General features: G+C 58.0%; 28 protein-coding genes. 26 read left to right on the forward strand and 2 right to left on the reverse strand.

Annotation, left to right across the window (positions count from 1 at the left end):
* The first annotated feature begins 4 nt into the window (after positions 1-4).
* The 23 genes from rpsC to bfr all read left to right on the forward strand — a co-directional run bounded on the left by rpsC (position 5) and on the right by bfr (position 12505).
* A complete protein-coding gene (rpsC, locus tag AC3RCM_RS02655) occupies positions 5-691 on the forward strand; it encodes a 30S ribosomal protein S3 (RefSeq protein WP_003255481.1) in 687 nt (228 codons plus the stop codon).
* Between the two features lie 12 nt (positions 692-703).
* Positions 704-1117 carry a 50S ribosomal protein L16 gene (rplP, locus tag AC3RCM_RS02660; RefSeq protein ID WP_003255479.1) on the forward strand — a complete coding sequence of 138 codons (414 nt, stop codon included), beginning with the start codon at positions 704-706 and terminating at the stop codon, positions 1115-1117.
* Positions 1117-1308 carry a 50S ribosomal protein L29 gene (gene rpmC / locus AC3RCM_RS02665; RefSeq protein WP_002555481.1) on the forward strand — a complete coding sequence of 64 codons (192 nt, stop codon included), beginning with the start codon at positions 1117-1119 and terminating at the stop codon, positions 1306-1308. The genes rplP and rpmC overlap by 1 nt, the downstream gene beginning before the upstream one ends.
* A gap of 2 nt (positions 1309-1310) precedes the next feature.
* Complete coding sequence (gene rpsQ / locus AC3RCM_RS02670; protein WP_003255478.1) at positions 1311-1577, forward strand: 30S ribosomal protein S17; 267 nt, start codon at positions 1311-1313, stop codon at positions 1575-1577.
* A gap of 23 nt (positions 1578-1600) precedes the next feature.
* Positions 1601-1969: a 50S ribosomal protein L14 gene (gene rplN / locus AC3RCM_RS02675; RefSeq protein ID WP_002555479.1), complete on the forward strand. Its 369-nt coding sequence runs from the start codon at positions 1601-1603 to the stop codon at positions 1967-1969.
* 11 nt (positions 1970-1980) lie between these two features.
* Complete coding sequence (rplX, locus tag AC3RCM_RS02680; protein WP_003255476.1) at positions 1981-2295, forward strand: 50S ribosomal protein L24; 315 nt, start codon at positions 1981-1983, stop codon at positions 2293-2295.
* A gap of 20 nt (positions 2296-2315) precedes the next feature.
* Positions 2316-2855, forward strand: coding sequence for a 50S ribosomal protein L5 (gene rplE, locus AC3RCM_RS02685; protein ID WP_003255474.1), 540 nt, complete (start codon positions 2316-2318; stop codon positions 2853-2855).
* A gap of 13 nt (positions 2856-2868) precedes the next feature.
* Positions 2869-3174 carry a 30S ribosomal protein S14 gene (rpsN, locus tag AC3RCM_RS02690; RefSeq protein ID WP_003255472.1) on the forward strand — a complete coding sequence of 102 codons (306 nt, stop codon included), beginning with the start codon at positions 2869-2871 and terminating at the stop codon, positions 3172-3174.
* 208 nt (positions 3175-3382) lie between these two features.
* The gene (gene rpsH, locus AC3RCM_RS02695; RefSeq protein WP_003255471.1) at positions 3383-3775 is read left to right on the forward strand and encodes a 30S ribosomal protein S8; all 393 of its coding nucleotides are present in this window, start codon (positions 3383-3385) and stop codon (positions 3773-3775) included.
* Between the two features lie 12 nt (positions 3776-3787).
* Positions 3788-4321, forward strand: a complete 534-nt coding sequence (gene rplF, locus AC3RCM_RS02700) for a 50S ribosomal protein L6 (RefSeq protein WP_003255469.1) — start codon at positions 3788-3790, stop codon at positions 4319-4321.
* Between the two features lie 10 nt (positions 4322-4331).
* A complete protein-coding gene (gene rplR, locus AC3RCM_RS02705) occupies positions 4332-4682 on the forward strand; it encodes a 50S ribosomal protein L18 (protein WP_003255467.1) in 351 nt (116 codons plus the stop codon).
* 3 nt (positions 4683-4685) lie between these two features.
* A complete protein-coding gene (rpsE, locus tag AC3RCM_RS02710) occupies positions 4686-5186 on the forward strand; it encodes a 30S ribosomal protein S5 (protein ID WP_003255465.1) in 501 nt (166 codons plus the stop codon).
* Between the two features lie 2 nt (positions 5187-5188).
* Positions 5189-5365, forward strand: coding sequence for a 50S ribosomal protein L30 (gene rpmD / locus AC3RCM_RS02715; RefSeq protein WP_003255463.1), 177 nt, complete (start codon positions 5189-5191; stop codon positions 5363-5365).
* Between the two features lie 3 nt (positions 5366-5368).
* Positions 5369-5803, forward strand: a complete 435-nt coding sequence (rplO, locus tag AC3RCM_RS02720) for a 50S ribosomal protein L15 (protein ID WP_003255461.1) — start codon at positions 5369-5371, stop codon at positions 5801-5803.
* The gene (gene secY, locus AC3RCM_RS02725; RefSeq protein WP_003257108.1) at positions 5804-7135 is read left to right on the forward strand and encodes a preprotein translocase subunit SecY; all 1332 of its coding nucleotides are present in this window, start codon (positions 5804-5806) and stop codon (positions 7133-7135) included.
* Positions 7136-7163: 28 nt separating this feature from the next.
* Complete coding sequence (gene rpmJ / locus AC3RCM_RS02730) at positions 7164-7280, forward strand: 50S ribosomal protein L36 (RefSeq protein ID WP_002555468.1); 117 nt, start codon at positions 7164-7166, stop codon at positions 7278-7280.
* 131 nt (positions 7281-7411) lie between these two features.
* The gene (gene rpsM, locus AC3RCM_RS02735; RefSeq protein WP_003255457.1) at positions 7412-7768 is read left to right on the forward strand and encodes a 30S ribosomal protein S13; all 357 of its coding nucleotides are present in this window, start codon (positions 7412-7414) and stop codon (positions 7766-7768) included.
* Positions 7769-7786: 18 nt separating this feature from the next.
* Positions 7787-8176, forward strand: coding sequence for a 30S ribosomal protein S11 (rpsK, locus tag AC3RCM_RS02740; RefSeq protein ID WP_003255454.1), 390 nt, complete (start codon positions 7787-7789; stop codon positions 8174-8176).
* Between the two features lie 15 nt (positions 8177-8191).
* Positions 8192-8812, forward strand: a complete 621-nt coding sequence (gene rpsD / locus AC3RCM_RS02745; protein ID WP_003255453.1) for a 30S ribosomal protein S4 — start codon at positions 8192-8194, stop codon at positions 8810-8812.
* A 22-nt stretch (positions 8813-8834) separates the two neighbouring features.
* Positions 8835-9836, forward strand: coding sequence for a DNA-directed RNA polymerase subunit alpha (locus AC3RCM_RS02750; protein WP_003255452.1), 1002 nt, complete (start codon positions 8835-8837; stop codon positions 9834-9836).
* Between the two features lie 42 nt (positions 9837-9878).
* Positions 9879-10265 (forward strand): 50S ribosomal protein L17, encoded by a 387-nt coding sequence (gene rplQ, locus AC3RCM_RS02755; protein WP_003255451.1) that lies wholly within the window; start codon positions 9879-9881, stop codon positions 10263-10265.
* A 172-nt stretch (positions 10266-10437) separates the two neighbouring features.
* Positions 10438-11877: a catalase gene (locus AC3RCM_RS02760; RefSeq protein WP_409319825.1), complete on the forward strand. Its 1440-nt coding sequence runs from the start codon at positions 10438-10440 to the stop codon at positions 11875-11877.
* A gap of 163 nt (positions 11878-12040) precedes the next feature.
* Positions 12041-12505 carry a bacterioferritin gene (gene bfr, locus AC3RCM_RS02765; RefSeq protein ID WP_003255449.1) on the forward strand — a complete coding sequence of 155 codons (465 nt, stop codon included), beginning with the start codon at positions 12041-12043 and terminating at the stop codon, positions 12503-12505.
* Positions 12506-12577: 72 nt separating this feature from the next.
* Here the strand turns inward: bfr and uvrA are convergent, their stop codons facing one another.
* Positions 12578-15412, reverse strand: coding sequence for an excinuclease ABC subunit UvrA (gene uvrA / locus AC3RCM_RS02770; protein ID WP_010951778.1), 2835 nt, complete (start codon positions 15410-15412; stop codon positions 12578-12580).
* A 129-nt stretch (positions 15413-15541) separates the two neighbouring features.
* Here uvrA and AC3RCM_RS02775 point away from each other — a divergent pair, with 129 nt between their 5' ends.
* Both AC3RCM_RS02775 and AC3RCM_RS02780 read left to right on the forward strand, forming a co-directional pair.
* Entirely contained in the window at positions 15542-16936 is a 1395-nt protein-coding gene (locus AC3RCM_RS02775; RefSeq protein ID WP_064492899.1) for an MFS transporter, read from the forward strand.
* A 9-nt stretch (positions 16937-16945) separates the two neighbouring features.
* On the forward strand, positions 16946-17491 hold the full coding sequence (locus AC3RCM_RS02780; protein WP_003255446.1) for a single-stranded DNA-binding protein: 546 nt from the start codon (positions 16946-16948) through the stop codon (positions 17489-17491).
* Positions 17492-17581: 90 nt separating this feature from the next.
* Here the strand turns inward: AC3RCM_RS02780 and AC3RCM_RS02785 are convergent, their stop codons facing one another.
* Positions 17582-18964 carry an aminotransferase-like domain-containing protein gene (locus AC3RCM_RS02785; RefSeq protein ID WP_064492900.1) on the reverse strand — a complete coding sequence of 461 codons (1383 nt, stop codon included), beginning with the start codon at positions 18962-18964 and terminating at the stop codon, positions 17582-17584.
* Positions 18965-19164: 200 nt separating this feature from the next.
* Here AC3RCM_RS02785 and AC3RCM_RS02790 point away from each other — a divergent pair, with 200 nt between their 5' ends.
* Positions 19165-19950 carry a sulfite exporter TauE/SafE family protein gene (locus tag AC3RCM_RS02790; protein WP_409262029.1) on the forward strand — a complete coding sequence of 262 codons (786 nt, stop codon included), beginning with the start codon at positions 19165-19167 and terminating at the stop codon, positions 19948-19950.
* Positions 19951-19965 lie beyond the last annotated feature (15 nt).

Below are 19965 nucleotides of genomic sequence, written 5' to 3' on the forward strand. Positions count from 1 at the left end.
TCAGATGGGTCAGAAAGTACATCCCACTGGCATTCGCCTGGGAATCGTCAAGGAGCACACCTCCGTCTGGTACGCAGACGGTGCTACTTACGCAGATTACCTGTTGAAGGATCTGAAAACGCGTGAGTACCTCCAAGACAAACTAAAAAGCGCGTCCGTAAGCCGTATCGATATTCATCGTCCGGCTCAAACTGCACGCATCACCATCCACACCGCTCGTCCCGGTATCGTTATCGGTAAGAAAGGTGAAGATGTCGAGAAGCTGCGTCAGGACCTGACCAAGCAGATGGGTGTGCCTGTGCACATCAACATCGAAGAGATCCGCAAGCCGGAACTCGACGCTATGCTGGTTGCGCAGAGCGTAGCTCAGCAGCTGGAACGCCGTGTAATGTTCCGTCGCGCCATGAAGCGCGCGGTACAGAACGCCATGCGTATTGGTGCCAAGGGCATCAAGATCCAGGTGAGCGGTCGTCTCGGCGGTGCTGAGATTGCTCGTACCGAGTGGTATCGCGAAGGTCGTGTGCCTCTGCACACCCTGCGTGCCGATATCGACTACAACACCTACGAAGCTCACACCACTTACGGTGTGATCGGTGTGAAGGTTTGGATCTTCAAAGGCGAAGTTATTGGTGGTCGCCAAGAAGAACTGAAACCACAAGCACCAGCGCCTCGTAAAAAAGCTGCTAAGTAAGGGGTACGCCAAATGTTGCAACCAAAGCGTACAAAATTCCGCAAGCAGATGACTGGCCACAACCGTGGTCTGGCACTGCGCGGTAGCAAAGTCAGCTTCGGCGAATTCGCCCTGAAAGCTGTTGCTCGCGGTCGCCTCACCGCTCGCCAGATCGAGTCCGCACGTCGTGCGCTCACCCGTCACGTTAAGCGTGGCGGTAAGATCTGGATCCGTGTGTTCCCGGACAAGCCGATCTCCAAAAAACCTCTTGAGGTTCGTATGGGTAAAGGTAAGGGCTCCGTGGAATACTGGGTTGCCCAGATTCAGCCAGGCAAAGTCCTGTACGAGATCGAGGGTGTTTCTGAAGAGCTGGCGCGCGAAGCTTTCGCCCTGGCTGCTGCAAAGCTGCCTCTCGCCACCTCCTTTGTTAAGCGGACGGTGATGTGATGAAAGCGAATGAACTTCGTGAAAAATCGGCACAGCAACTGAACGAGCAACTGCTCGGCTTGCTGCGCGACCAGTTCAATCTGCGTATGCAGAAAGCAACTGGCCAGTTGGGGCAGTCGCACCTGCTCTCGCAAGTTAAGCGTGACATCGCTCGCGTGAAAACTGTGCTCAACCAGCAGGCAGGTAAGTGATCATGGCTGAAGCTGAAAAAACCGTCCGTACGCTGACTGGCCGTGTCGTCAGCGACAAAATGGACAAGACCATCACCGTTCTGATCGAGCGTCGCGTAAAGCACCCGATCTACGGTAAATACGTTAAGCGTTCGACTAAGCTGCACGCGCACGACGAAGCCAACCAGTGCAAGATCGGCGACAAGGTTTCCATCCGTGAAACCCGTCCGCTGGCCAAGACCAAGTCCTGGGCACTGGTTGAAGTCCTCGAACGCGCTGTTGAAGTCTAAGGGCTAAGGGTCGGAGAAATTTTATGATTCAGACTCAATCCATGCTCGATGTGGCCGATAACAGCGGCGCTCGTCGCGTCATGTGCATCAAGGTACTCGGCGGTTCGCACCGCCGTTACGCCGGTATCGGTGACATCATCAAAGTAACCGTCAAGGAAGCAATTCCGCGCGGTAAGGTCAAAAAAGGCCAAGTGATGACCGCTGTCGTCGTACGTACCCGTCACGGTGTTCGTCGCGCTGACGGTTCCATCATTCGTTTCGACGGCAACGCTGCTGTTCTGCTGAACAACAAGCAAGAGCCGATCGGCACTCGCATCTTCGGGCCAGTGACCCGTGAACTTCGTACTGAGAAGTTCATGAAGATCGTCTCGCTCGCCCCTGAAGTGCTGTAAGGAGATCCGACATGCAAAAGATTCGTCGTGACGACGAGATCATCGTGATCGCCGGCAAAGACAAAGGTAAGCGCGGTAAGGTGCTGAAGGTTCTGGCTGATGACCGTCTGGTTATCGGTGGCGTGAACCTGGTCAAGCGTCATACCAAGCCTAACCCGATGGCGGGCGTACAGGGCGGTATCGTCGAGAAAGAAGCGCCTCTGCACGCTTCCAACGTTGCCATCTTCAACGGTGAAACCAACAAGGCTGACCGCGTTGGTTTCAAAGTAGAAGACGGTAAAAAAATTCGTGTCTTCAAGTCGACCCAAAAAGCGGTTGATGCTTGAACACTGCTAGGTAGAAGACCATGGCACGACTGAAAGAGATTTACCGGAACGAAATCGCTCCTAAGCTTAAGGAAGAACTTAAGCTGTCGAACGTGATGGAAGTTCCGCGCGTTACCAAGATCACCCTGAACATGGGTCTGGGCGAAGCGATCGGCGACAAGAAAGTCATCGAGCACGCTGTTGCCGACCTGGAAAAGATCACCGGTCAAAAGCCGGTTGTGACTTTCGCTCGCAAATCCATCGCTGGCTTCAAAGTCCGCGAAGGCTGGCCGATCGGCGTCAAGGTGACCCTGCGTAGCGACAAGATGTACGAATTCCTGGACCGCCTGCTGGCGATCTCCCTGCCTCGGGTTCGCGACTTCCGCGGCCTGAATGCCAAGTCCTTCGATGGTCGTGGCAACTACAGCATGGGCGTGAAAGAGCAGATCATCTTCCCGGAAATCGACTACGACAAGATCGATGCTCTGCGCGGTTTGGACATCACCCTGACCACCACTGCTCGTTCGGACGACGAAGGCCGCGCTCTGCTGCGTGCTTTCAAGTTCCCGTTCCGCAACTGATTGGAGTAGGAAAATGGCCAAGAAGAGCATGAAAAACCGCGAGCTGAAGCGTCAGCTCACGGTAGCAAAGTTCGCTAAGAAGCGTGCTGAGCTGAAAGCGACCATCGTCAACCTGAACGCCTCTCCAGAAGAGCGTTTCGCTGCCGTTGTCGCTCTGCAGAAGCAGCCACGCGACGCTAGCGCCTCGCGCCTGCGTAACCGTTGCCGCCTGACCGGTCGTCCTCACGGTGTATACCGTAAGTTCGGCCTGGGCCGTAACATGCTGCGTCAAGCTGCAATGCGCGGTGACGTACCAGGTCTGGTCAAGGCCTCCTGGTAATCGCTGCAGGCAAGGCACGGGTGGAAGGGGAGCAATCTTCCGACCGCCGGTGACCTTGCCAACAAACAAGCCCCTATATGGGGCTTGTTTCGTTTCTGCCTTGTGTCTAGAATGACCGGCTCACCTGAGCCTGGGTTTTTGCCCAAACCGTTCAGGTGGTTGTCATAGCCGCAAGGCTAATAATTCTTGTATCAGGAGCATCTAGCCCATGAGTATGCAGGACCCGTTAGCGGACATGCTAACTCGCATCCGTAATGCCCAGATGGCTGAAAAGTCCGTCGTAAGCATGCCTTCCTCTACCCTGAAGGTCGCGGTTGCCAAAGTTCTGAAGGACGAAGGTTACATCGCTGGCTACCAGGTAACTGGTGAGGCCAAGCCTTCCCTGTCGATCGAACTGAAGTACTTCGAAGGCCGTCCGGTCATCGAGGAACTGAAGCGCTCCAGCCGTCCAGGCCTGCGCCAGTACAAGGCCGTCACCGATCTGCCGAAAGTACGTGGCGGTCTGGGCGTGTCTATCGTCTCCACCAACAAAGGTGTGATGACTGATCGCGCTGCGCGCGCTGCCGGTGTCGGCGGCGAAGTTCTGTGCACAGTGTTCTAAGGGGGGATAGACATGTCTCGCGTCGCTAAGAACCCCGTTAAGCTGCCATCCGGTGTCGAAGTCAAATTCGCCGGTCAGCAGCTTTCGGTGAAGGGTGCCAAAGGTACTCTCGAACTGAACGTTCACTCGTCTGTTGAAGTTACCGAAGAGTCTGGTGAGCTGCGTTTCGTCGCTCGCAATGGTGACCAGCAAGCTCGTGCCATGGCCGGTACCACCCGCGCTCTGGTCAACAACATGGTCCAAGGCGTAAGCCAAGGCTTCGAGCGCAAGCTCCAGCTGGTCGGTGTTGGTTACAAGGCACAGGCTAAAGGCACCGTCCTGAACCTGGCCCTGGGCTTCTCTCACCCAGTGGACTACGAACTGCCAGCCGGTATCACCGCTGAAACACCTAGCCAGACCGACATCCTGATCAAGGGTATCGACAAGCAGCTGGTAGGTCAGGTGGCCGCTGAAATCCGCGACTTCCGTCCGCCAGAGCCTTACAAAGGTAAAGGTGTGCGTTACGCGGACGAAGTAGTCCGTCGTAAAGAAGCCAAGAAGAAGTAGGGCCTAGTAAATGACCGACAAAAAAGTTATTCGACTGCGTCGCGCTCGCAAAGCACGTCTCAAGATGCACGAACTCGAAGTCGTGCGCCTGTGCGTGTTCCGCTCCTCGCAGCACATCTACGCCCAGGTCATTTCGGCCGACGGCAGCAAGGTTCTGGCAAGCGCCTCGACCTTGGACAAAGACCTGCGTGATGGCGCCACTGGCAACATCGACGCGGCCACTAAGGTTGGCAAGCTGGTAGCTGAGCGTGCGAAAGCCGCCGGTGTATCTCAAGTTGCCTTTGACCGTTCCGGCTTCAAGTACCATGGCCGCGTCAAAGCGCTGGCTGATGCTGCTCGTGAAGGCGGGCTGGAGTTCTAAGTTATGGCAAATAACGATCAAAAGCGCGACGAAGGCTACATCGAGAAGCTGGTTCAAGTTAACCGCGTTGCCAAAACCGTAAAAGGCGGCCGTATCTTCACCTTCACCGCGCTGACCGTGGTTGGTGATGGTAAAGGTCGTGTTGGCTTCGGCCGTGGCAAGTCGCGCGAAGTACCAGCCGCGATCCAGAAAGCCATGGAAGCTGCTCGCCGCAACATGATCCAGGTTGACCTGAAGGGCACCACCCTGCAGTACGCCACCAAGGCTGCCCACGGCGCCTCGAAGGTTTACATGCAGCCTGCCTCGGAAGGTACCGGTATCATCGCCGGTGGCGCAATGCGTGCTGTCCTGGAAGTTGCTGGTGTTCAGAACGTTCTGGCCAAGTGCTACGGTTCGACCAACCCAGTGAACGTGGTTTACGCCACCTTCAAGGGTCTGAAAGCCATGCAATCTCCTGAATCCATTGCCGCCAAGCGTGGCAAGAGCGTCGAGGAGATCTTCTGATCATGGCAACCGTAAAAGTAACGCTGATCAAGAGCGTCTCGGGCCGTCTGCCTAACCACAAGCTGTGTGTTAAAGGCCTGGGTCTGCGTCGCATCGGTCACACTGTAGAAGTCCAGGATACTCCCGAGAACCGCGGGATGATCAACAAGGCTTACTACATGCTGAAGGTCGAGGGCTAATCGATGAAACTCAATGATCTGAGTCCAGCGCCGGGTTCCCGTCGCGAGAAGCATCGTCCAGGTCGTGGTATCGGTAGCGGTCTGGGTAAGACCGGCGGCCGTGGCCACAAAGGTCAGACTTCCCGTTCGGGTGGTTCGATCGCTCCTGGCTTCGAAGGCGGTCAACAGCCGCTGCACCGTCGCCTGCCGAAGTTCGGCTTCGTTTCCCTGAAAGCCATGGACCGCGCTGAAGTGCGTCTGTCCGAGCTGGCCAAAGTGGAAGGCGACGTGATCTCCGTGCAATCCCTGAAGGATGCCAACGTGATCAACCAGCACATTCAGCGTGTGAAAATCATGCTGTCTGGCGAAGTTACTCGCGCAGTCACCATCAAGGGTATCGCAGCCACCAAGGGTGCGCGTGCGGCTATCGAAGCAGCTGGCGGCAAATTCGAGGAATAAATGGCTAAGCAAGGTGCTCTCTCTTCGCTCGGTAAGGGCGGGATGTCGGAACTCTGGGCTCGTCTGCGCTTTCTGTTCATGGCGATCATCGTCTATCGGATAGGTGCGCATATCCCGGTTCCCGGCATCAATCCGGACCGTCTGGCGGATCTGTTTCGGCAGAATGAGGGGACCATTCTTAGCTTGTTCAACATGTTTTCCGGTGGCGCGCTCGAGCGCATGAGCATCTTTGCACTGGGGATCATGCCGTACATTTCGGCATCGATCATCATGCAGTTGATGACGGCGGTCAGCCCGCAACTGGAGCAGTTGAAGAAGGAAGGTGAAGCTGGCCGTCGCAAGATCAGCCAGTACACCCGCTACGGCACCGTTATCCTGGCACTGGTCCAAGCCATTGGCATGTCCATTGGCCTGGCCAACCAGGGCGTGGCGTTTTCTGTAGGCCTGGGCTTCCATGTCGTCGCTGTTTCCACTTTCGTGGCAGGCGCGATGTTCATGATGTGGCTGGGCGAGCAGATCACCGAGCGCGGTGTGGGCAACGGTATCTCGATGTTGATTTTCGCGGGTATCGTTGCCGGTCTTCCGAGAGCAATCGGGCAGTCTTTCGAGTCTGCACGCACAGGCGATATCAACATTTTCGCCCTGGTCGCCATCGGTCTGCTGGCAGTAGCGATTATCGGTTTTGTGGTGTTCATTGAGCGTGGTCAGCGTCGTATCGCCGTTCATTACGCCAAGCGTCAGCAGGGCCGTAAGGTCTTCGCTGCGCAGACTAGCCACTTGCCGCTGAAAGTGAACATGGCGGGGGTTATCCCGGCTATTTTCGCGAGCAGCATTCTGCTGTTCCCGGCTTCGCTGGGTGCCTGGTTTGGTCAGTCCGAAGGTATGGGCTGGCTGCAGGACATCTCGCAGTCGATCGCTCCTGGTCAGCCGTTGAACATTCTGCTGTTTAGTGCAGGGATCATTTTCTTCTGCTTCTTCTACACAGCGTTGATGTTCAACCCGAAAGACGTAGCGGAAAACCTGAAGAAGTCCGGTGCCTTTATTCCGGGTATCCGTCCTGGTGAGCAGTCGGCACGCTACATTGATGGCGTTCTGACCCGTTTGACCATGTTCGGTGCTCTTTACATGATGGCCGTCTGCCTTCTGCCCCAGTTCCTGGTGGTGGCAGCAAATGTGCCGTTCTACCTTGGCGGGACCTCGTTGCTGATTGTGGTAGTGGTTGTGATGGACTTCATGTCCCAAGTACAATCGCACCTCGTTTCGCACCAGTACGAATCCCTGATGAAGAAAGCCAACCTGAAAGGCTACGGTGGCAGCGGTTTGCTGCGCTGATACGCCCCTAAGGTTCGAGGAGTCGGTAATGAAAGTTCGTGCATCGGTGAAAAAGCTGTGCCGTAACTGCAAGATCATCCGTCGCGAAGGCGTCGTACGAGTGATCTGCAGCGCGGAACCGCGTCACAAACAGCGCCAAGGCTGAGTGTGATCTGCGCTTCAAACCCAGCAGCTAGTGTGCTGCTGGGTTGATTATTCGTTTCTACAGCGATATTATCTCGCGCCCTATTTCTTGGCTTCCGGGGCGTAGGTAGCTGTCAATTGGAGTCCCACTGAATGGCCCGTATTGCAGGCGTCAACATTCCAGATAACAAGCATACTGTTATCTCGCTGACCTACATCTATGGTGTCGGTCGCACAACTGCACAGAAGATTTGTGCAGACGCTGGTGTAAACCCAGCCGCTAAGATCAAGGATCTGAGCGACGAGCAAATCGAAACCCTGCGTGGCGAAGTCGCGAAGTTCACCACCGAAGGTGACCTGCGTCGTGACATCAACATGAAGATCAAGCGCTTGATGGACCTGGGTTGCTACCGCGGCCTGCGTCATCGTAAAGGTCTGCCGGTTCGCGGTCAGCGCACCAAGACCAACGCACGCACCCGTAAGGGCCCGCGTAAGCCGATCCGCAAGTAATCGCCCAGGAATATAGACATGGCAAAACCTGCTGCTCGTCCTCGTAAGAAAGTCAAAAAGACAGTGGTTGATGGCATCGCCCACATCCATGCTTCTTTCAACAACACCATCGTGACCATCACCGACCGTCAGGGCAATGCTTTGTCCTGGGCGACCTCCGGTGGTTCGGGTTTCCGTGGTTCGCGCAAATCCACCCCGTTCGCAGCTCAGATCGCTGCTGAGCGTGCTGGTCAAGCTGCGCTGGAATACGGTCTGAAGAACCTCGACGTTAACGTCAAGGGTCCAGGTCCAGGTCGTGAGTCCGCCGTTCGTGCATTGAACAGCTGCGGCTACAAGATCGCCAGCATCACCGACGTGACGCCAATCCCGCACAACGGGTGCCGTCCGCCGAAGAAGCGTCGCGTGTAATCAGGAGACAGAAGAATGGCACGTTACATTGGTCCAAAATGCAAACTGTCTCGTCGTGAAGGCACTGATCTGTTCCTGAAGAGCGGCGTTCGCGCTCTGGAATCGAAGTGCAATATCGAAGCAGCCCCAGGTATCCACGGCCAGCGCCGTGGCCGTCAGTCCGACTACGGCACCCAGCTGCGTGAGAAACAAAAAGTCCGTCGTATCTACGGTGTTCTGGAGCGTCAGTTCCGCGGTTACTACCAAGCTGCTGCCTCGAAAAAAGGCGCAACCGGTGAGAACCTGCTGCAACTGCTCGAGTGCCGTCTGGATAACGTCGTTTACCGTATGGGCTTCGGCTCGACTCGTTCCGAGTCCCGTCAGCTGGTTTCGCACAAAGCGATCAGCGTCAACGGTAAGACTGTAAACATTCCATCCTACCAAGTTCGTCCGGGTGACGTGGTCGCAGTCCGCGAGAAATCGCTGGGCCAGTTGCGCATTGTTCAAGCCCTTGAACTGTGCGCCCAGCGTGGCCGCGTTGAGTGGGTTGACGTGGATGCTGCTAAAAAGTCGGGCGTTTTCAAGAACGTTCCTGCTCGCAGCGACCTGTCTGCCGACATCAACGAAAACCTGATTGTCGAGCTCTACTCCAAGTAAGGGCTAGAAAATAGGTGCATCCATGCAGATTTCGGTAAATGAGTTCCTGACTCCCCGCCACATTGATGTGCAGGTAGTCAGTCCGACCCGCGCCAAAATTACGCTCGAGCCTCTCGAGCGTGGTTTCGGCCATACCCTGGGCAACGCGCTGCGCCGCATCCTGTTGTCCTCCATGCCTGGCTGTGCAGTAGTCGAGGCCGAGATCGATGGCGTACTCCATGAGTACTCCGCGATCGAAGGTGTTCAGGAAGACGTAATTGAAATCCTGTTGAACCTGAAAGGTCTCGCTATCAAACTGCATGGTCGTGACGAAGTTACGCTGACCTTGTCGAAAAAGGGTTCGGGGGTGGTTACCGCTGCCGATATTCAGCTGGATCACGATGTCGAGATCGTCAACCCCGATCACGTAATCGCGAACCTGGCGTCGAACGGCGCTCTGAACATGAAGCTCACTGTAGCTCGTGGTCGTGGTTACGAGCCGGCCGACTCCCGTCAAACCGACGAAGACGAAAGCCGTAGCATTGGCCGTCTGCAGTTGGACGCCTCCTTCAGCCCGGTGCGTCGTATCGCCTATGTGGTCGAGAACGCCCGTGTTGAACAGCGTACCAACCTGGACAAACTGGTCATTGATCTGGAAACCAACGGCACCCTGGATCCTGAAGAGGCTATCCGCCGCGCTGCGACCATTCTGCAACAGCAGTTGGCCGCGTTCGTCGACCTCAAAGGTGACAGCGAGCCTGTCGTAGTCGAGCAGGAAGACGAGATCGATCCGATCCTGCTGCGTCCGGTTGACGACCTGGAACTGACTGTACGTTCGGCCAACTGCCTCAAGGCGGAGAACATCTACTACATCGGCGACCTGATTCAGCGTACCGAAGTAGAGCTGTTGAAGACTCCTAACCTGGGTAAGAAGTCCCTGACTGAAATCAAGGACGTTCTGGCCTCTCGTGGTCTGTCTCTCGGCATGCGCCTCGACAACTGGCCGCCTGCAAGTCTTAAGAAAGACGACAAGGCGACCGCCTGATCGTCGTAATCACCGAACGTAGTGTTTGGTAAGGAATGAATCATGCGTCATCGTAAAAGTGGACGTCACCTGAGCCGTACCAGCTCTCACCGCAAGGCTATGTTCCAGAACATGGCAGTGTCGCTGATCGAGCACGAGCTGATCAAAACCACCCTGCCGAAAGCCAAGGAACTGCGCCGCGTTGCCGAGCCGCTGATCACCCTGGCCAAGGAAGACAGCGTTGCTAACCGTCGTCTGGCCTTCGACCGTACCCGTTCGAAGTCCGCTGTTGGCAAACTGTTCAACGACCTGGGCAAGCGTTACGCCACCCGTCAGGGCGGCTACCTGCGCATCCTGAAGTGCGGTTTCCGCGCTGGCGACAACGCGCCTATGGCGTATGTCGAGCTGGTTGATCGTCCGGTCGGCGGTGCTGTAGAAGCTGCTGAGTAAGACGTTCTGTCTGCTACAGAAAACCGGGCCTAGTGCCCGGTTTTTTGTTTATACATCTATTGTTTATTTCTATTGATGTAAGTCATGTAATGAATTTGTCCCTGTAATCTTGCTCGTCAATACTCTCTCTACAGCCGATCAGCCGGCCCTTGAAGACCGAAATGGAGAGCCCATGAGCAAGATTCTCACCACCGCTAGCGGTGCACCTGTAGCCGACAACCAGAACTCCCGCTCCGCCGGCCCGCGCGGTCCGCTGCTGCTCGACGACTTCCACCTGATCGAGAAGCTCGCCCATTTCAACCGCGAGAACATTCCTGAGCGCCGCGTCCATGCCAAAGGCTCGGGCGCCTACGGTACCTTTACCGTTACTCACGATATCACCGGCTATACCAGCGCCAAGCTGTTCGAAGAGGTCGGTAAACAAACCGAGACTTTCTTACGCTTCTCCACCGTTGGTGGCGAGCGCGGCTCTGCAGATACCGAGCGTGACCCGCGTGGCTTCGCTGTGAAGTTCTACACCGAAGAAGGCAACTGGGACATCGTCGGTAACAACACGCCAGTGTTCTTCATTCGCGACCCACTGAAGTTCCCGGACTTTATCCACACCCAGAAGCGCCACCCGCAGTCCAACCTGAAGAATGCTCAGATGATGTGGGACTTCTGGTCGCACTCCCCAGAAGCGCTGCATCAGGTCACCATCCTGTTTTCCGATCGTGGCATTCCGGACGGCTACCGTCACATGCATGGCTTTGGCAGCCACACCTACAGCCTGATCAATGCAAAGGGTGAGCGCACTTGGGTCAAGTGGCACTTCAAGACCCAGCAAGGCATCAAGAACCTCACCCCGGCAGACGCTGCACGCCTGGCAGGTACCGACCCGGATTACGCTCAGCGCGACCTCTTCGAGGCCATCGAGCGTGGCGACTACCCGCGCTGGACTGTCTGCATTCAGGTGATGAGCGAAGCCGAGGCTGCCAGCCGCGACGAGAACCCATTCGACGTGACCAAGACCTGGTCGCAGAAGGATTATCCACTCATCGAGGTGGGTGTGCTGGAGCTCAACCGTAACCCGCTCAACTATTTTGCGGAGGTCGAGCAGGCCGCGTTCGGGCCGAGCAATATGGTGCCCGGCGTCGGTCTTTCGCCGGACCGCATGCTGCAAGGCCGTGTATTCGCCTACGCCGACGCGCACCGCTATCGCGTGGGGACCAACCACCAGCAATTGCCAGTCAACGCGCCACGCTGCCCGGTGAACAGCTACCAGCGTGACGGCTCGATGGCCACCGGCAGTTACGCTAGTGCACCGAACTACGAGCCAAACAGCTACAGCGATGCCCCGAAACAGTCGCCACGTCATGCTGAGCCAGCATTGGCCATGAATGGTTCGGCTGATCGCTACGATCACCGCGAGGACACCGACTACTTCAGCCATGCCGGCGCTTTGTTCCGTTTGATGAACGATGAGCAGAAGGCCCTGCTGATCAGCAACATCGCCGGTACCATGGCGGGCGTCAGCGAAGATGTCATTCAGCGTCAGCTACAGTACTTCTTCAAGGCGGATCCGGCTTACGGCGAAGGGATTGCAAGGGCTTTGGGCATCAATCTCGCCTAAGTCGAAGTGATAAGAAGAACCGCCCTCATTTGGGCGGTTTTTCAATGAATATCACTACTGTTTAACCGATTTTTTGCGTTTGATTGCGCGTTTTTCAGTGACCATAGACAAAAGCTGGTTCACACTATGTGGCATAGACGTTTTCACATGGAGAATCAGGGCGATGCAAGGCCACCCGGATGTAATCAACTATCTCGTCACGCTGCTGAAGGGCGAACTGGCGGCACGCGACCAGTACTTCATTCATTCGCGTATGTACGAAGACTGGGGCCTGTCCAAGCTCTACGAGCGCATCAACCACGAGATGGAGGAAGAGACGCAACACGCCGATGCCCTGATGCGTCGTATCCTCATGCTCGAAGGGACCCCTGACATGCGAGCGGATGACCTGGAGGTCGGCAGCACCGTGCCGGAAATGATCGAGGCGGACCTCAAGCTCGAGTACAAGGTGCGCGGTGCGCTTTGCAAAGGCATCGAGCTGTGCGAACTGCACAAGGACTACGTCAGTCGTGACATCCTGCGTGCGCAACTGGCCGACACCGAAGAAGATCACACCTACTGGCTTGAGAAGCAGCAGGGCCTGATCAAGGCCATCGGGCTGGAAAACTACCTGCAGTCGCAGATGTAAGTTATCCACAGACTCAAGTAAAAGCCCCTGGCACCATCGGTACCAGGGGCTTTTTCATTGCGCCGGCAATACTCAGGCCCTATCCCGCTCCAGCAATGGTTTCAGGTAATGGCCGGTATATGACTGCTTCATCTCGCTCAGCTCTTCAGGCGTACCGCAGGCAATGATCTGCCCACCCTTGGAGCCACCCTCAGGCCCCAGGTCAACCAGCCAGTCGGCGGTCTTGATCACATCCAGGTTATGCTCGATCACCACCACGGTATTGCCGTGGTCGCGCAGGCGATGCAACACGTCCAGCAGTTGCTGGATATCGGCAAAGTGCAGGCCGGTGGTAGGTTCGTCGAGGATGTACAAGGTCTTGCCGGTATCGCGCTTGGACAGTTCGCGCGACAGCTTTACCCGCTGCGCCTCACCGCCGGACAACGTGGTCGCTGATTGCCCCAGTTTGATGTACGACAGGCCCACATCCATCAACGTTTGCAGCTTGCGCGCCAGCGCCGGCACCGCATCGAAGAACTCGCGGGCATCCTCGATGGTCATTTCCAGCACCTCGTGGATGTTCTTGCCCTTGTACTTGATCTCCAGGGTTTCGCGGTTGTAGCGCTTGCTCTTGCACACGTCACACGGCACGTAGATGTCCGGCAGGAAGTGCATTTCCACCTTGATCAGGCCATCGCCCTGGCAGGCCTCGCAACGGCCACCCTTGACGTTGAACGAGAAACGCCCCGGGCCATAACCACGCGAGCGTGACTCCGGGACACCGGAGAACAGCTCGCGGATCGGCGTGAAGATGCCGGTGTAGGTGGCCGGGTTGGAGCGTGGTGTGCGGCCGATCGGGCTCTGGTCGATATCCACCACCTTGTCCAGGTGCTGCAGGCCGTCCATGCTGCTGTGCGGTGCGGCTTCCAGGCTGCTTGCGCCATTGAGGGCGGTAGCGGCCAAGGGGTAAAGGGTATTGTTGATCAGCGTCGATTTACCCGAGCCGGATACACCGGTCACGCAGGTCAGCAGGCCGATCGGTACTTCCAGGTCGACGTTCTGCAGGTTGTTGCCACGTGCGCCCTTGAGCTTGAGCTGCAGCTTCTTGTTGCGCGGCGTGCGCTTGGCCGGCACGACGATCTTCTTGCGCCCGGACAGGTACTTGCCAGTCAGCGAATCGGGATGGTCCATGACCTCCTGGGGCGAGCCCTCGGCGACAATCTGCCCACCGTGAACACCGGCGCCCGGGCCGATATCGACCACGTAGTCGGCCAGCCGAATGGCGTCCTCGTCGTGTTCCACCACGATCACCGTGTTGCCCAGGTCGCGCAAATGGTTGAGGGTGGCCAACAGGCGGTCGTTGTCGCGTTGATGAAGGCCGATGGACGGTTCATCGAGGATGTACATCACCCCCACCAGACCAGCGCCGATCTGGCTGGCGAGGCGGATACGTTGCGCTTCGCCACCGGACAGGGTGTCGGCGCTACGATCCAGGGTCAGGTAGTCGAGACCGACATTGACCAGGAACTGAAGTCGTTCGCAGATTTCCTTGAGGATTTTTGCCGCGATTTCGCCACGCCGGCCAGTAAGGGTCAGTTGACCAAAGTAGTTGCTGGCTTCACCGATCGGCAAATTGGTTACCGCCGGCAGGGTTTTCTCGCCCACCCACACATGGCGCGCCTCGCGGCGCAGGCGCGTACCCCGGCAATCCGGGCACGGTTGCGTACCAAGGAATTTGGCCAGTTCTTCACGCACGGTGGCCGATTCGGTTTCGCGGTAGCGGCGCTCAAGGTTCGGCACAATGCCTTCGAACGGGTGCGATCGCTTGACGATGTCGCCTCGGTCGTTGAGGTACTTGAAATCGACACTCTGCTTGCCGCTGCCCTGCAGGATCACTTTCTGGTGTTCGGCTGACAGCTCGCCGAAAGGCTCCTCCAGGCTGAAGCCGTAGTGCGCAGCCAACGAACCGAGCATCTGGAAGTAGTACACGTTACGCCGGTCCCAGCCGCGGATCGCGCCTTCGGCCAAGGTCAGCTCGGTGTTGACCAGGCGTTTGGTGTCGAAGAACTGCTTGACCCCCAGGCCGTCGCAAGTTGGGCAAGCGCCAGCCGGGTTGTTGAAGGAGAACAGCTTCGGTTCCAGCTCGCTGATCGCGTGGCCGCACACCGGACAGGCGAAGCGCGCGGAGAAGATCGTCTCTTCGCCTTGTTCGTCGTCCATCGGTGCCACCAGGGCAATACCGTCGGCCAGCTTCAACGCGGTCTCGAACGATTCGGCCAGGCGCTGTTGCAGGTCGGCGCGGACTTTGAAGCGGTCCACCACCACATCGATGCTGTGCTTCTTCTGCTTGTCCAGCTTGGGCAACTCATCGAGTTCGTAGAGCTTGCCGTTGACCCTGGCCCGCACGAAGCCCTGGGCGCGAAGCTCGTCAAACACTGCCAGGTGCTCGCCCTTGCGCTCGCGCACCACCGGCGCGAGCAGCATCAGCTTGCTGCCTTCCGGGCGCTCCAGCACCAGGTCGACCATCTGGCTGATCGTTTGCGCCTCCAGCGGGATATCGTGGTCCGGGCAGCGTGGAGTACCGACGCGGGCGTACAGCAGGCGCAGATAGTCGTAGATTTCGGTGATGGTGCCGACCGTGGAGCGCGGGTTGTGCGAGGTCGACTTCTGCTCGATCGAAATCGCCGGCGACAGGCCTTCGATGGTGTCGACGTCGGGCTTTTCCATCATCGACAGGAACTGCCGGGCGTAGGCCGACAGCGATTCCACATAGCGGCGCTGGCCTTCGGCGTACAAGGTATCGAACGCCAGGGACGACTTGCCGGAACCGGACAGGCCGGTGATCACGATCAACTTGTCCCGGGGCAGGGTCAGGTCGATGTTCTTCAGGTTGTGGGTACGTGCCCCACGAATCAGGATCTTGTCCACTGCGGCCTCGCTTGGCGGGCATAAACAAGGAAGTATACGGCGCGCCAGTATGACGCGGCAAAGCGTCGCGTAGATGCCGTCAAGCTGTCGGACTGATAGAATCGCCGCCGGTTCACACGAGGTTAATCCATGCACGACACCCACAACGAGCGCATGAGTGGCGGCGAAACCCGCGCCGCTGGCGGCCTTGCCTTGGTCTTTGCCTTTCGTATGCTGGGCATGTTCATGGTCTTGCCGGTACTGGCCACCTACGGCATGGACCTGGCTGGCGCCACGCCTGCCCTGATCGGCCTGGCCATTGGTGCCTATGGCCTGACCCAGGCGATATTGCAGATCCCGTTCGGGATGATTTCCGACCGCATCGGTCGTCGGCCGGTGATTTATCTGGGGCTGGTGATCTTCGCCCTGGGCAGTGTACTGGCGGCCCAAGCCGACTCTATCTGGGGCGTGATTGCCGGGCGCATCCTGCAGGGCGCGGGGGCAATTTCTGCTGCGGTCATGGCACTGCTGTCGGACCTCACCCGCGAACAACACCGGACCAAGGCCATGGCCATGATCGGCATGAGCATCGGCCTGTCGTTTGCTGTCGCCATGGTCGTCGGTCCATTGCTGACAAGTGCCTTTGGTTTGTCAGGTTTGTTCCTGGTCACGGCTGGGCTTGCCCTGGTCGGCATGCTGTTGATCGCGTTTGTCGTGCCCAGCACCCACAGCATTTTGCAGCACCGCGAGTCGGGTGTGGCGCGCCAGGCCATCGGCCCGACCCTGCGCCATCCGGACCTTCTGCGCCTGGACGTCAGCATTTTCATCCTGCACGCCGTCCTCATGGCCAGCTTCGTTGCGCTGCCGCTGGCGTTCGTCGAGCGTGGTGGCCTGCCCAAGGAGCAGCATTGGTGGGTGTACCTGACCGCGCTGTTCATCTCATTTTTTGCAATGGTCCCGTTCATCATCTACGGCGAAAAAAAGCGCAAGATGAAACGTGTGTTGGCCGGCGCGGTCAGTGTCCTGCTGCTGACGGAGATATACTTCTGGGAGTGGGCTGACGGTTTGCGCGGACTGGTGATTGGCACCGTGGTATTCTTTACCGCATTCAACCTGCTGGAGGCTTCGCTGCCTTCTCTGGTGAGCAAGGTGTCGCCTGCCGGTGGCAAGGGGACGGCAATGGGGGTGTATTCCACCAGCCAGTTCCTCGGTGCAGCGTTAGGCGGGATTCTTGGCGGCTGGCTGTTCCAGCACGGTGGGCTGAACACGGTGTTCCTCGGTAGCGCGGTGCTGTGTGCTATCTGGCTGATCGTCGCCTTGCGCATGAACGAGCCGCCATATGTGACCAGCCTGCGCATGCCCCTGACGCCTGAGGCGGTCCGGGAAGCCGGCCTGACCGAGCGCCTGATGGCCGTGCCGGGTGTGACCGACGCTGTGGTGGTGGAAGAAGAAGCCGCCATCTATATCAAACTGGATACGAAAATTTTGGACCGTGCGACCCTCGAGCGACTGGTGAATCCAGCCTCTTCGGCGTGCGAAGCCTAGGAGAACGTTATGGCCCGTGGGGTTAACAAAGTCATTCTGGTCGGTACCTGTGGCCAGGATCCCGAAGTCCGCTACCTGCCCAACGGTAACGCCGTGACCAACCTGAGCCTGGCCACCAGCGAGCAGTGGACTGACAAGCAGTCGGGCCAGAAGGTCGAGCGTACCGAGTGGCACCGTGTGTCGCTGTTCGGCAAGGTTGCCGAAATCGCTGGCGAATACCTGCGCAAGGGTTCGCAGTGCTACATCGAAGGCAAGCTGCAGACCCGCGAGTGGGAAAAAGACGGCATCAAGCGCTACACCACCGAGATCATCGTCGACATCAACGGCACCATGCAGCTGCTCGGCGGTCGTCCGCAGGGCCAGCAGCAGGGCGGCGACCCGTACAACCAGGGTGGCGGCAATTATGGTGGCGGCCAGCAGCAACAGTACAACCAGGCACCGCCACGCCAGCAGGCCCAGCGCCCGCAACAGGCCCCTCAGCGCCCAGCGCCGCAACAGCCTGCGCCGCAGCCGGCGGCTGACTTCGACAGCTTCGATGACGATATTCCGTTCTGATCAGAGCGGTAGGGCGTTCAGCAAGACCAGAAACCCAGGGCCGTTGCCCTGGGTTTTTTTATGGGCAGCACTGCGTATCTGGCATCGCTTTCAGTAGAACAACCGGGGCTCCGGCGAATCCAGCAGGCTTGCCAGCTTGGTCAGGGCAAAGCCCAGTTCTTGGCGGCTGGGTGCCATCAGGGCGATGCGCACACCGCTGGTGGCGTGGCTGCGTTCAGGCAGGAACTGGCTGCCGCTGACCACCGTTACGCCGTTGTCACGCGCTAAGTTGGCAAACTCGTCGCTGGTCCACGGTTCTGGCAGCTCCAGCCAGATATGGAAGCTGTGGGGCTGACTGCGGATCTTGTATTGGCCAAGAATCTCCCGGGCCATGTGCTGGCGCGCGGCCGCCTCCTGCTGCTGCATACGCACCAACTGGTCGGCCTTGCCGCTGTTGATCAGGTTACTGGCCAATTGCGCCATCAGAGGCGATGGCATCCACACGCTGCTGCGTACCATCGATGATAACCGCGACAGGGTTTGCGGCGGGGCGTACAGGTAGCCGATGCGCAGCGCCGGCAGTACGCTTTTGGACAGGCTGGTGAGGTATACCGAGCGTTCAGGCGCATACGCTGCAAGCGGCTTGTAGTCCGGGCTGGGCTCGAGAAAACCGTAGATATCGTCATCCACGATGAACAGGTCGAACTCACGGGCGATCTCGGCGATAGCCTGGCGCCTTGCTGGGGGCATGATCGAGTTGGTCGGGTTCTGGTGCGTGGTGACGCACACCAGCAGGGAAGGGCGGTGTTCCAGGCAGGCCGCGCGCAATGCCTCCGGGATGAGCCCGTGTTCGTCCATGGCGACGCCGCGCAGGCGCCGGCCCAGGCTGTGGGCCAGGGATATGATGCCCGGGTAGCAGAGCGACTCGCACAGCACCACATCGTCATTCTTCGACAGGCTGCTGATGGCCACCAGCAGCCCATGTTGGGCGCCAGCGGTCAGTACTACCTGCTGCCAGCGAGCATCAGGCAGCCAGCGCTGTATCCAGGTCGCACCGGCTTGTTTGTGGGACGTGTGACCACCCTCTGTCACATAGTCGAGTACCTGCCCCAAGTCCGATGAGGCGGCCAGTTCGCTGATAGCCGTGCCTAGCCACTCGCTCATGTGAGCGTCGTTGGGCTTGATGATCGAGAGGTCGATCTGGCTACTCTCGCCGGCAACGGGTGTGGGCACCGACGGGGCGGGTAATGGCTGCCGCAGTTGCCTGACAAATGTGCCTCGGCCCACCTCGCCAGCCACCAGACCACGCTTGGCTGCTTCGTCGTAGGCCCTGCCAACAGTGCCGGGGGTTACATTCAGCGCCTCGGCCAGGTCCTTGAGCGTGGGTAAGCGATCGCCTTCTGCAAGCCGACCACTTTCGATGTCCTGTTCAAGGGCATCAGCGATCATCAGGTAAACCGGCTGTGTTTGATGGCTGTATTGGGGGACCCACATGGAGATGGCACCAGGCTCTGCAAGAGCGCGAAAGCCTAGCATGAAAGCTCGGATGCAGGTAATGATGGTAATCGGCTAAATTGAGTTGAATTTATTTTGGATTGAATCGATTCAATTTTTGAAATTACAATCATCGCACCGATCAGGCCGGCCGCACTCGGGCTGTGCCTGGCATAACGCTCCACTGGATGGACATCGCTATGGAAATGTTGGGTTCTTACTGGGCGGAGCACTGGTTGCTGGCAGTCCTCATACTTGGCGCGATCGCCTTCGTTGCGGGCTTCGTCGACAGCATTGCCGGTGGTGGTGGTTTGTTTCTGGTGCCGGGTTTTCTGCTGGTTGGCATGCCGCCCCAGGTGGCACTGGGCCAGGAAAAACTGGTCAGTACCCTTGGCACGCTGGCTGCTATCCGCAACTTCCTGGCCAACAGCAAGATGGTCTGGCAGGTAGCGTTGGTCGGGGTGCCGTTTTCGCTATTAGGCGCCTACCTGGGGGCTCATCTGATCGTATCGATCTCGCAGGAAACGGTGGGCAAGATCATCCTGGTACTGATCCCCCTCGGCATTCTCATTTTCCTTACCCCCAAGGATCGTCCGGTCGAGGAGCGCAAACTGTCTTCGCGAATGCTGTACACCGTAGTGCCGTTGACTTGCCTGGCCATTGGCTTCTACGACGGCTTCTTCGGCCCCGGTACCGGCAGCATGTTCATCATCGCTTTCCATTACCTGCTGCGCATGGACCTGGTCTCCAGTTCGGCCAACTCCAAAACCTTCAACTTCGCTTCCAACATCGGTGCTTTGGTGGCGTTCGTCAGCGCAGGCAAGGTCGTCTACCTGCTGGCATTGCCACTTGTGGCCTGCAACATCCTCGGTAACCACCTGGGCAGTTCCCTGGCCTTGCGTAAAGGCAACGACGTGGTGCGCAAGGCGTTGGTGTTCTCGATGCTCTGCCTGTTCACCAGCCTGGGCGTGAAGTACCTGACCTGACCCATTGATAGGAGA

The organism is Pseudomonas sp. GW823-FHT05G12, from assembly GCF_058795575.1.

Bases quoted from the DNA above. Each gene is read 5' to 3' on its own strand.
- rpsC (WP_003255481.1), top strand. From the start codon at position 5: ATGGGTCAGAAAGTACATCCCACTGGCATTCGCCTGGGAATCGTCAAG.
- rplP (WP_003255479.1), top strand. From the start codon at position 704: ATGTTGCAACCAAAGCGTACAAAATTCCGCAAGCAGATGACTGGCCAC.
- rpmC (WP_002555481.1), top strand. From the start codon at position 1,117: ATGAAAGCGAATGAACTTCGTGAAAAATCGGCACAGCAACTGAACGAG.
- rpsQ (WP_003255478.1), top strand. From the start codon at position 1,311: ATGGCTGAAGCTGAAAAAACCGTCCGTACGCTGACTGGCCGTGTCGTC.
- rplN (WP_002555479.1), top strand. From the start codon at position 1,601: ATGATTCAGACTCAATCCATGCTCGATGTGGCCGATAACAGCGGCGCT.
- rplX (WP_003255476.1), top strand. From the start codon at position 1,981: ATGCAAAAGATTCGTCGTGACGACGAGATCATCGTGATCGCCGGCAAA.
- rplE (WP_003255474.1), top strand. From the start codon at position 2,316: ATGGCACGACTGAAAGAGATTTACCGGAACGAAATCGCTCCTAAGCTT.
- rpsN (WP_003255472.1), top strand. From the start codon at position 2,869: ATGGCCAAGAAGAGCATGAAAAACCGCGAGCTGAAGCGTCAGCTCACG.
- rpsH (WP_003255471.1), top strand. From the start codon at position 3,383: ATGAGTATGCAGGACCCGTTAGCGGACATGCTAACTCGCATCCGTAAT.
- rplF (WP_003255469.1), top strand. From the start codon at position 3,788: ATGTCTCGCGTCGCTAAGAACCCCGTTAAGCTGCCATCCGGTGTCGAA.
- rplR (WP_003255467.1), top strand. From the start codon at position 4,332: ATGACCGACAAAAAAGTTATTCGACTGCGTCGCGCTCGCAAAGCACGT.
- rpsE (WP_003255465.1), top strand. From the start codon at position 4,686: ATGGCAAATAACGATCAAAAGCGCGACGAAGGCTACATCGAGAAGCTG.
- rpmD (WP_003255463.1), top strand. From the start codon at position 5,189: ATGGCAACCGTAAAAGTAACGCTGATCAAGAGCGTCTCGGGCCGTCTG.
- rplO (WP_003255461.1), top strand. From the start codon at position 5,369: ATGAAACTCAATGATCTGAGTCCAGCGCCGGGTTCCCGTCGCGAGAAG.
- secY (WP_003257108.1), top strand. From the start codon at position 5,804: ATGGCTAAGCAAGGTGCTCTCTCTTCGCTCGGTAAGGGCGGGATGTCG.
- rpmJ (WP_002555468.1), top strand. From the start codon at position 7,164: ATGAAAGTTCGTGCATCGGTGAAAAAGCTGTGCCGTAACTGCAAGATC.
- rpsM (WP_003255457.1), top strand. From the start codon at position 7,412: ATGGCCCGTATTGCAGGCGTCAACATTCCAGATAACAAGCATACTGTT.
- rpsK (WP_003255454.1), top strand. From the start codon at position 7,787: ATGGCAAAACCTGCTGCTCGTCCTCGTAAGAAAGTCAAAAAGACAGTG.
- rpsD (WP_003255453.1), top strand. From the start codon at position 8,192: ATGGCACGTTACATTGGTCCAAAATGCAAACTGTCTCGTCGTGAAGGC.
- AC3RCM_RS02750 (WP_003255452.1), top strand. From the start codon at position 8,835: ATGCAGATTTCGGTAAATGAGTTCCTGACTCCCCGCCACATTGATGTG.
- rplQ (WP_003255451.1), top strand. From the start codon at position 9,879: ATGCGTCATCGTAAAAGTGGACGTCACCTGAGCCGTACCAGCTCTCAC.
- AC3RCM_RS02760 (WP_409319825.1), top strand. From the start codon at position 10,438: ATGAGCAAGATTCTCACCACCGCTAGCGGTGCACCTGTAGCCGACAAC.
- bfr (WP_003255449.1), top strand. From the start codon at position 12,041: ATGCAAGGCCACCCGGATGTAATCAACTATCTCGTCACGCTGCTGAAG.
- AC3RCM_RS02775 (WP_064492899.1), top strand. From the start codon at position 15,542: ATGCACGACACCCACAACGAGCGCATGAGTGGCGGCGAAACCCGCGCC.
- AC3RCM_RS02780 (WP_003255446.1), top strand. From the start codon at position 16,946: ATGGCCCGTGGGGTTAACAAAGTCATTCTGGTCGGTACCTGTGGCCAG.
- AC3RCM_RS02785 (WP_064492900.1), bottom strand. From the start codon at position 18,964: ATGTGGGTCCCCCAATACAGCCATCAAACACAGCCGGTTTACCTGATG.
- AC3RCM_RS02790 (WP_409262029.1), top strand. From the start codon at position 19,165: ATGGAAATGTTGGGTTCTTACTGGGCGGAGCACTGGTTGCTGGCAGTC.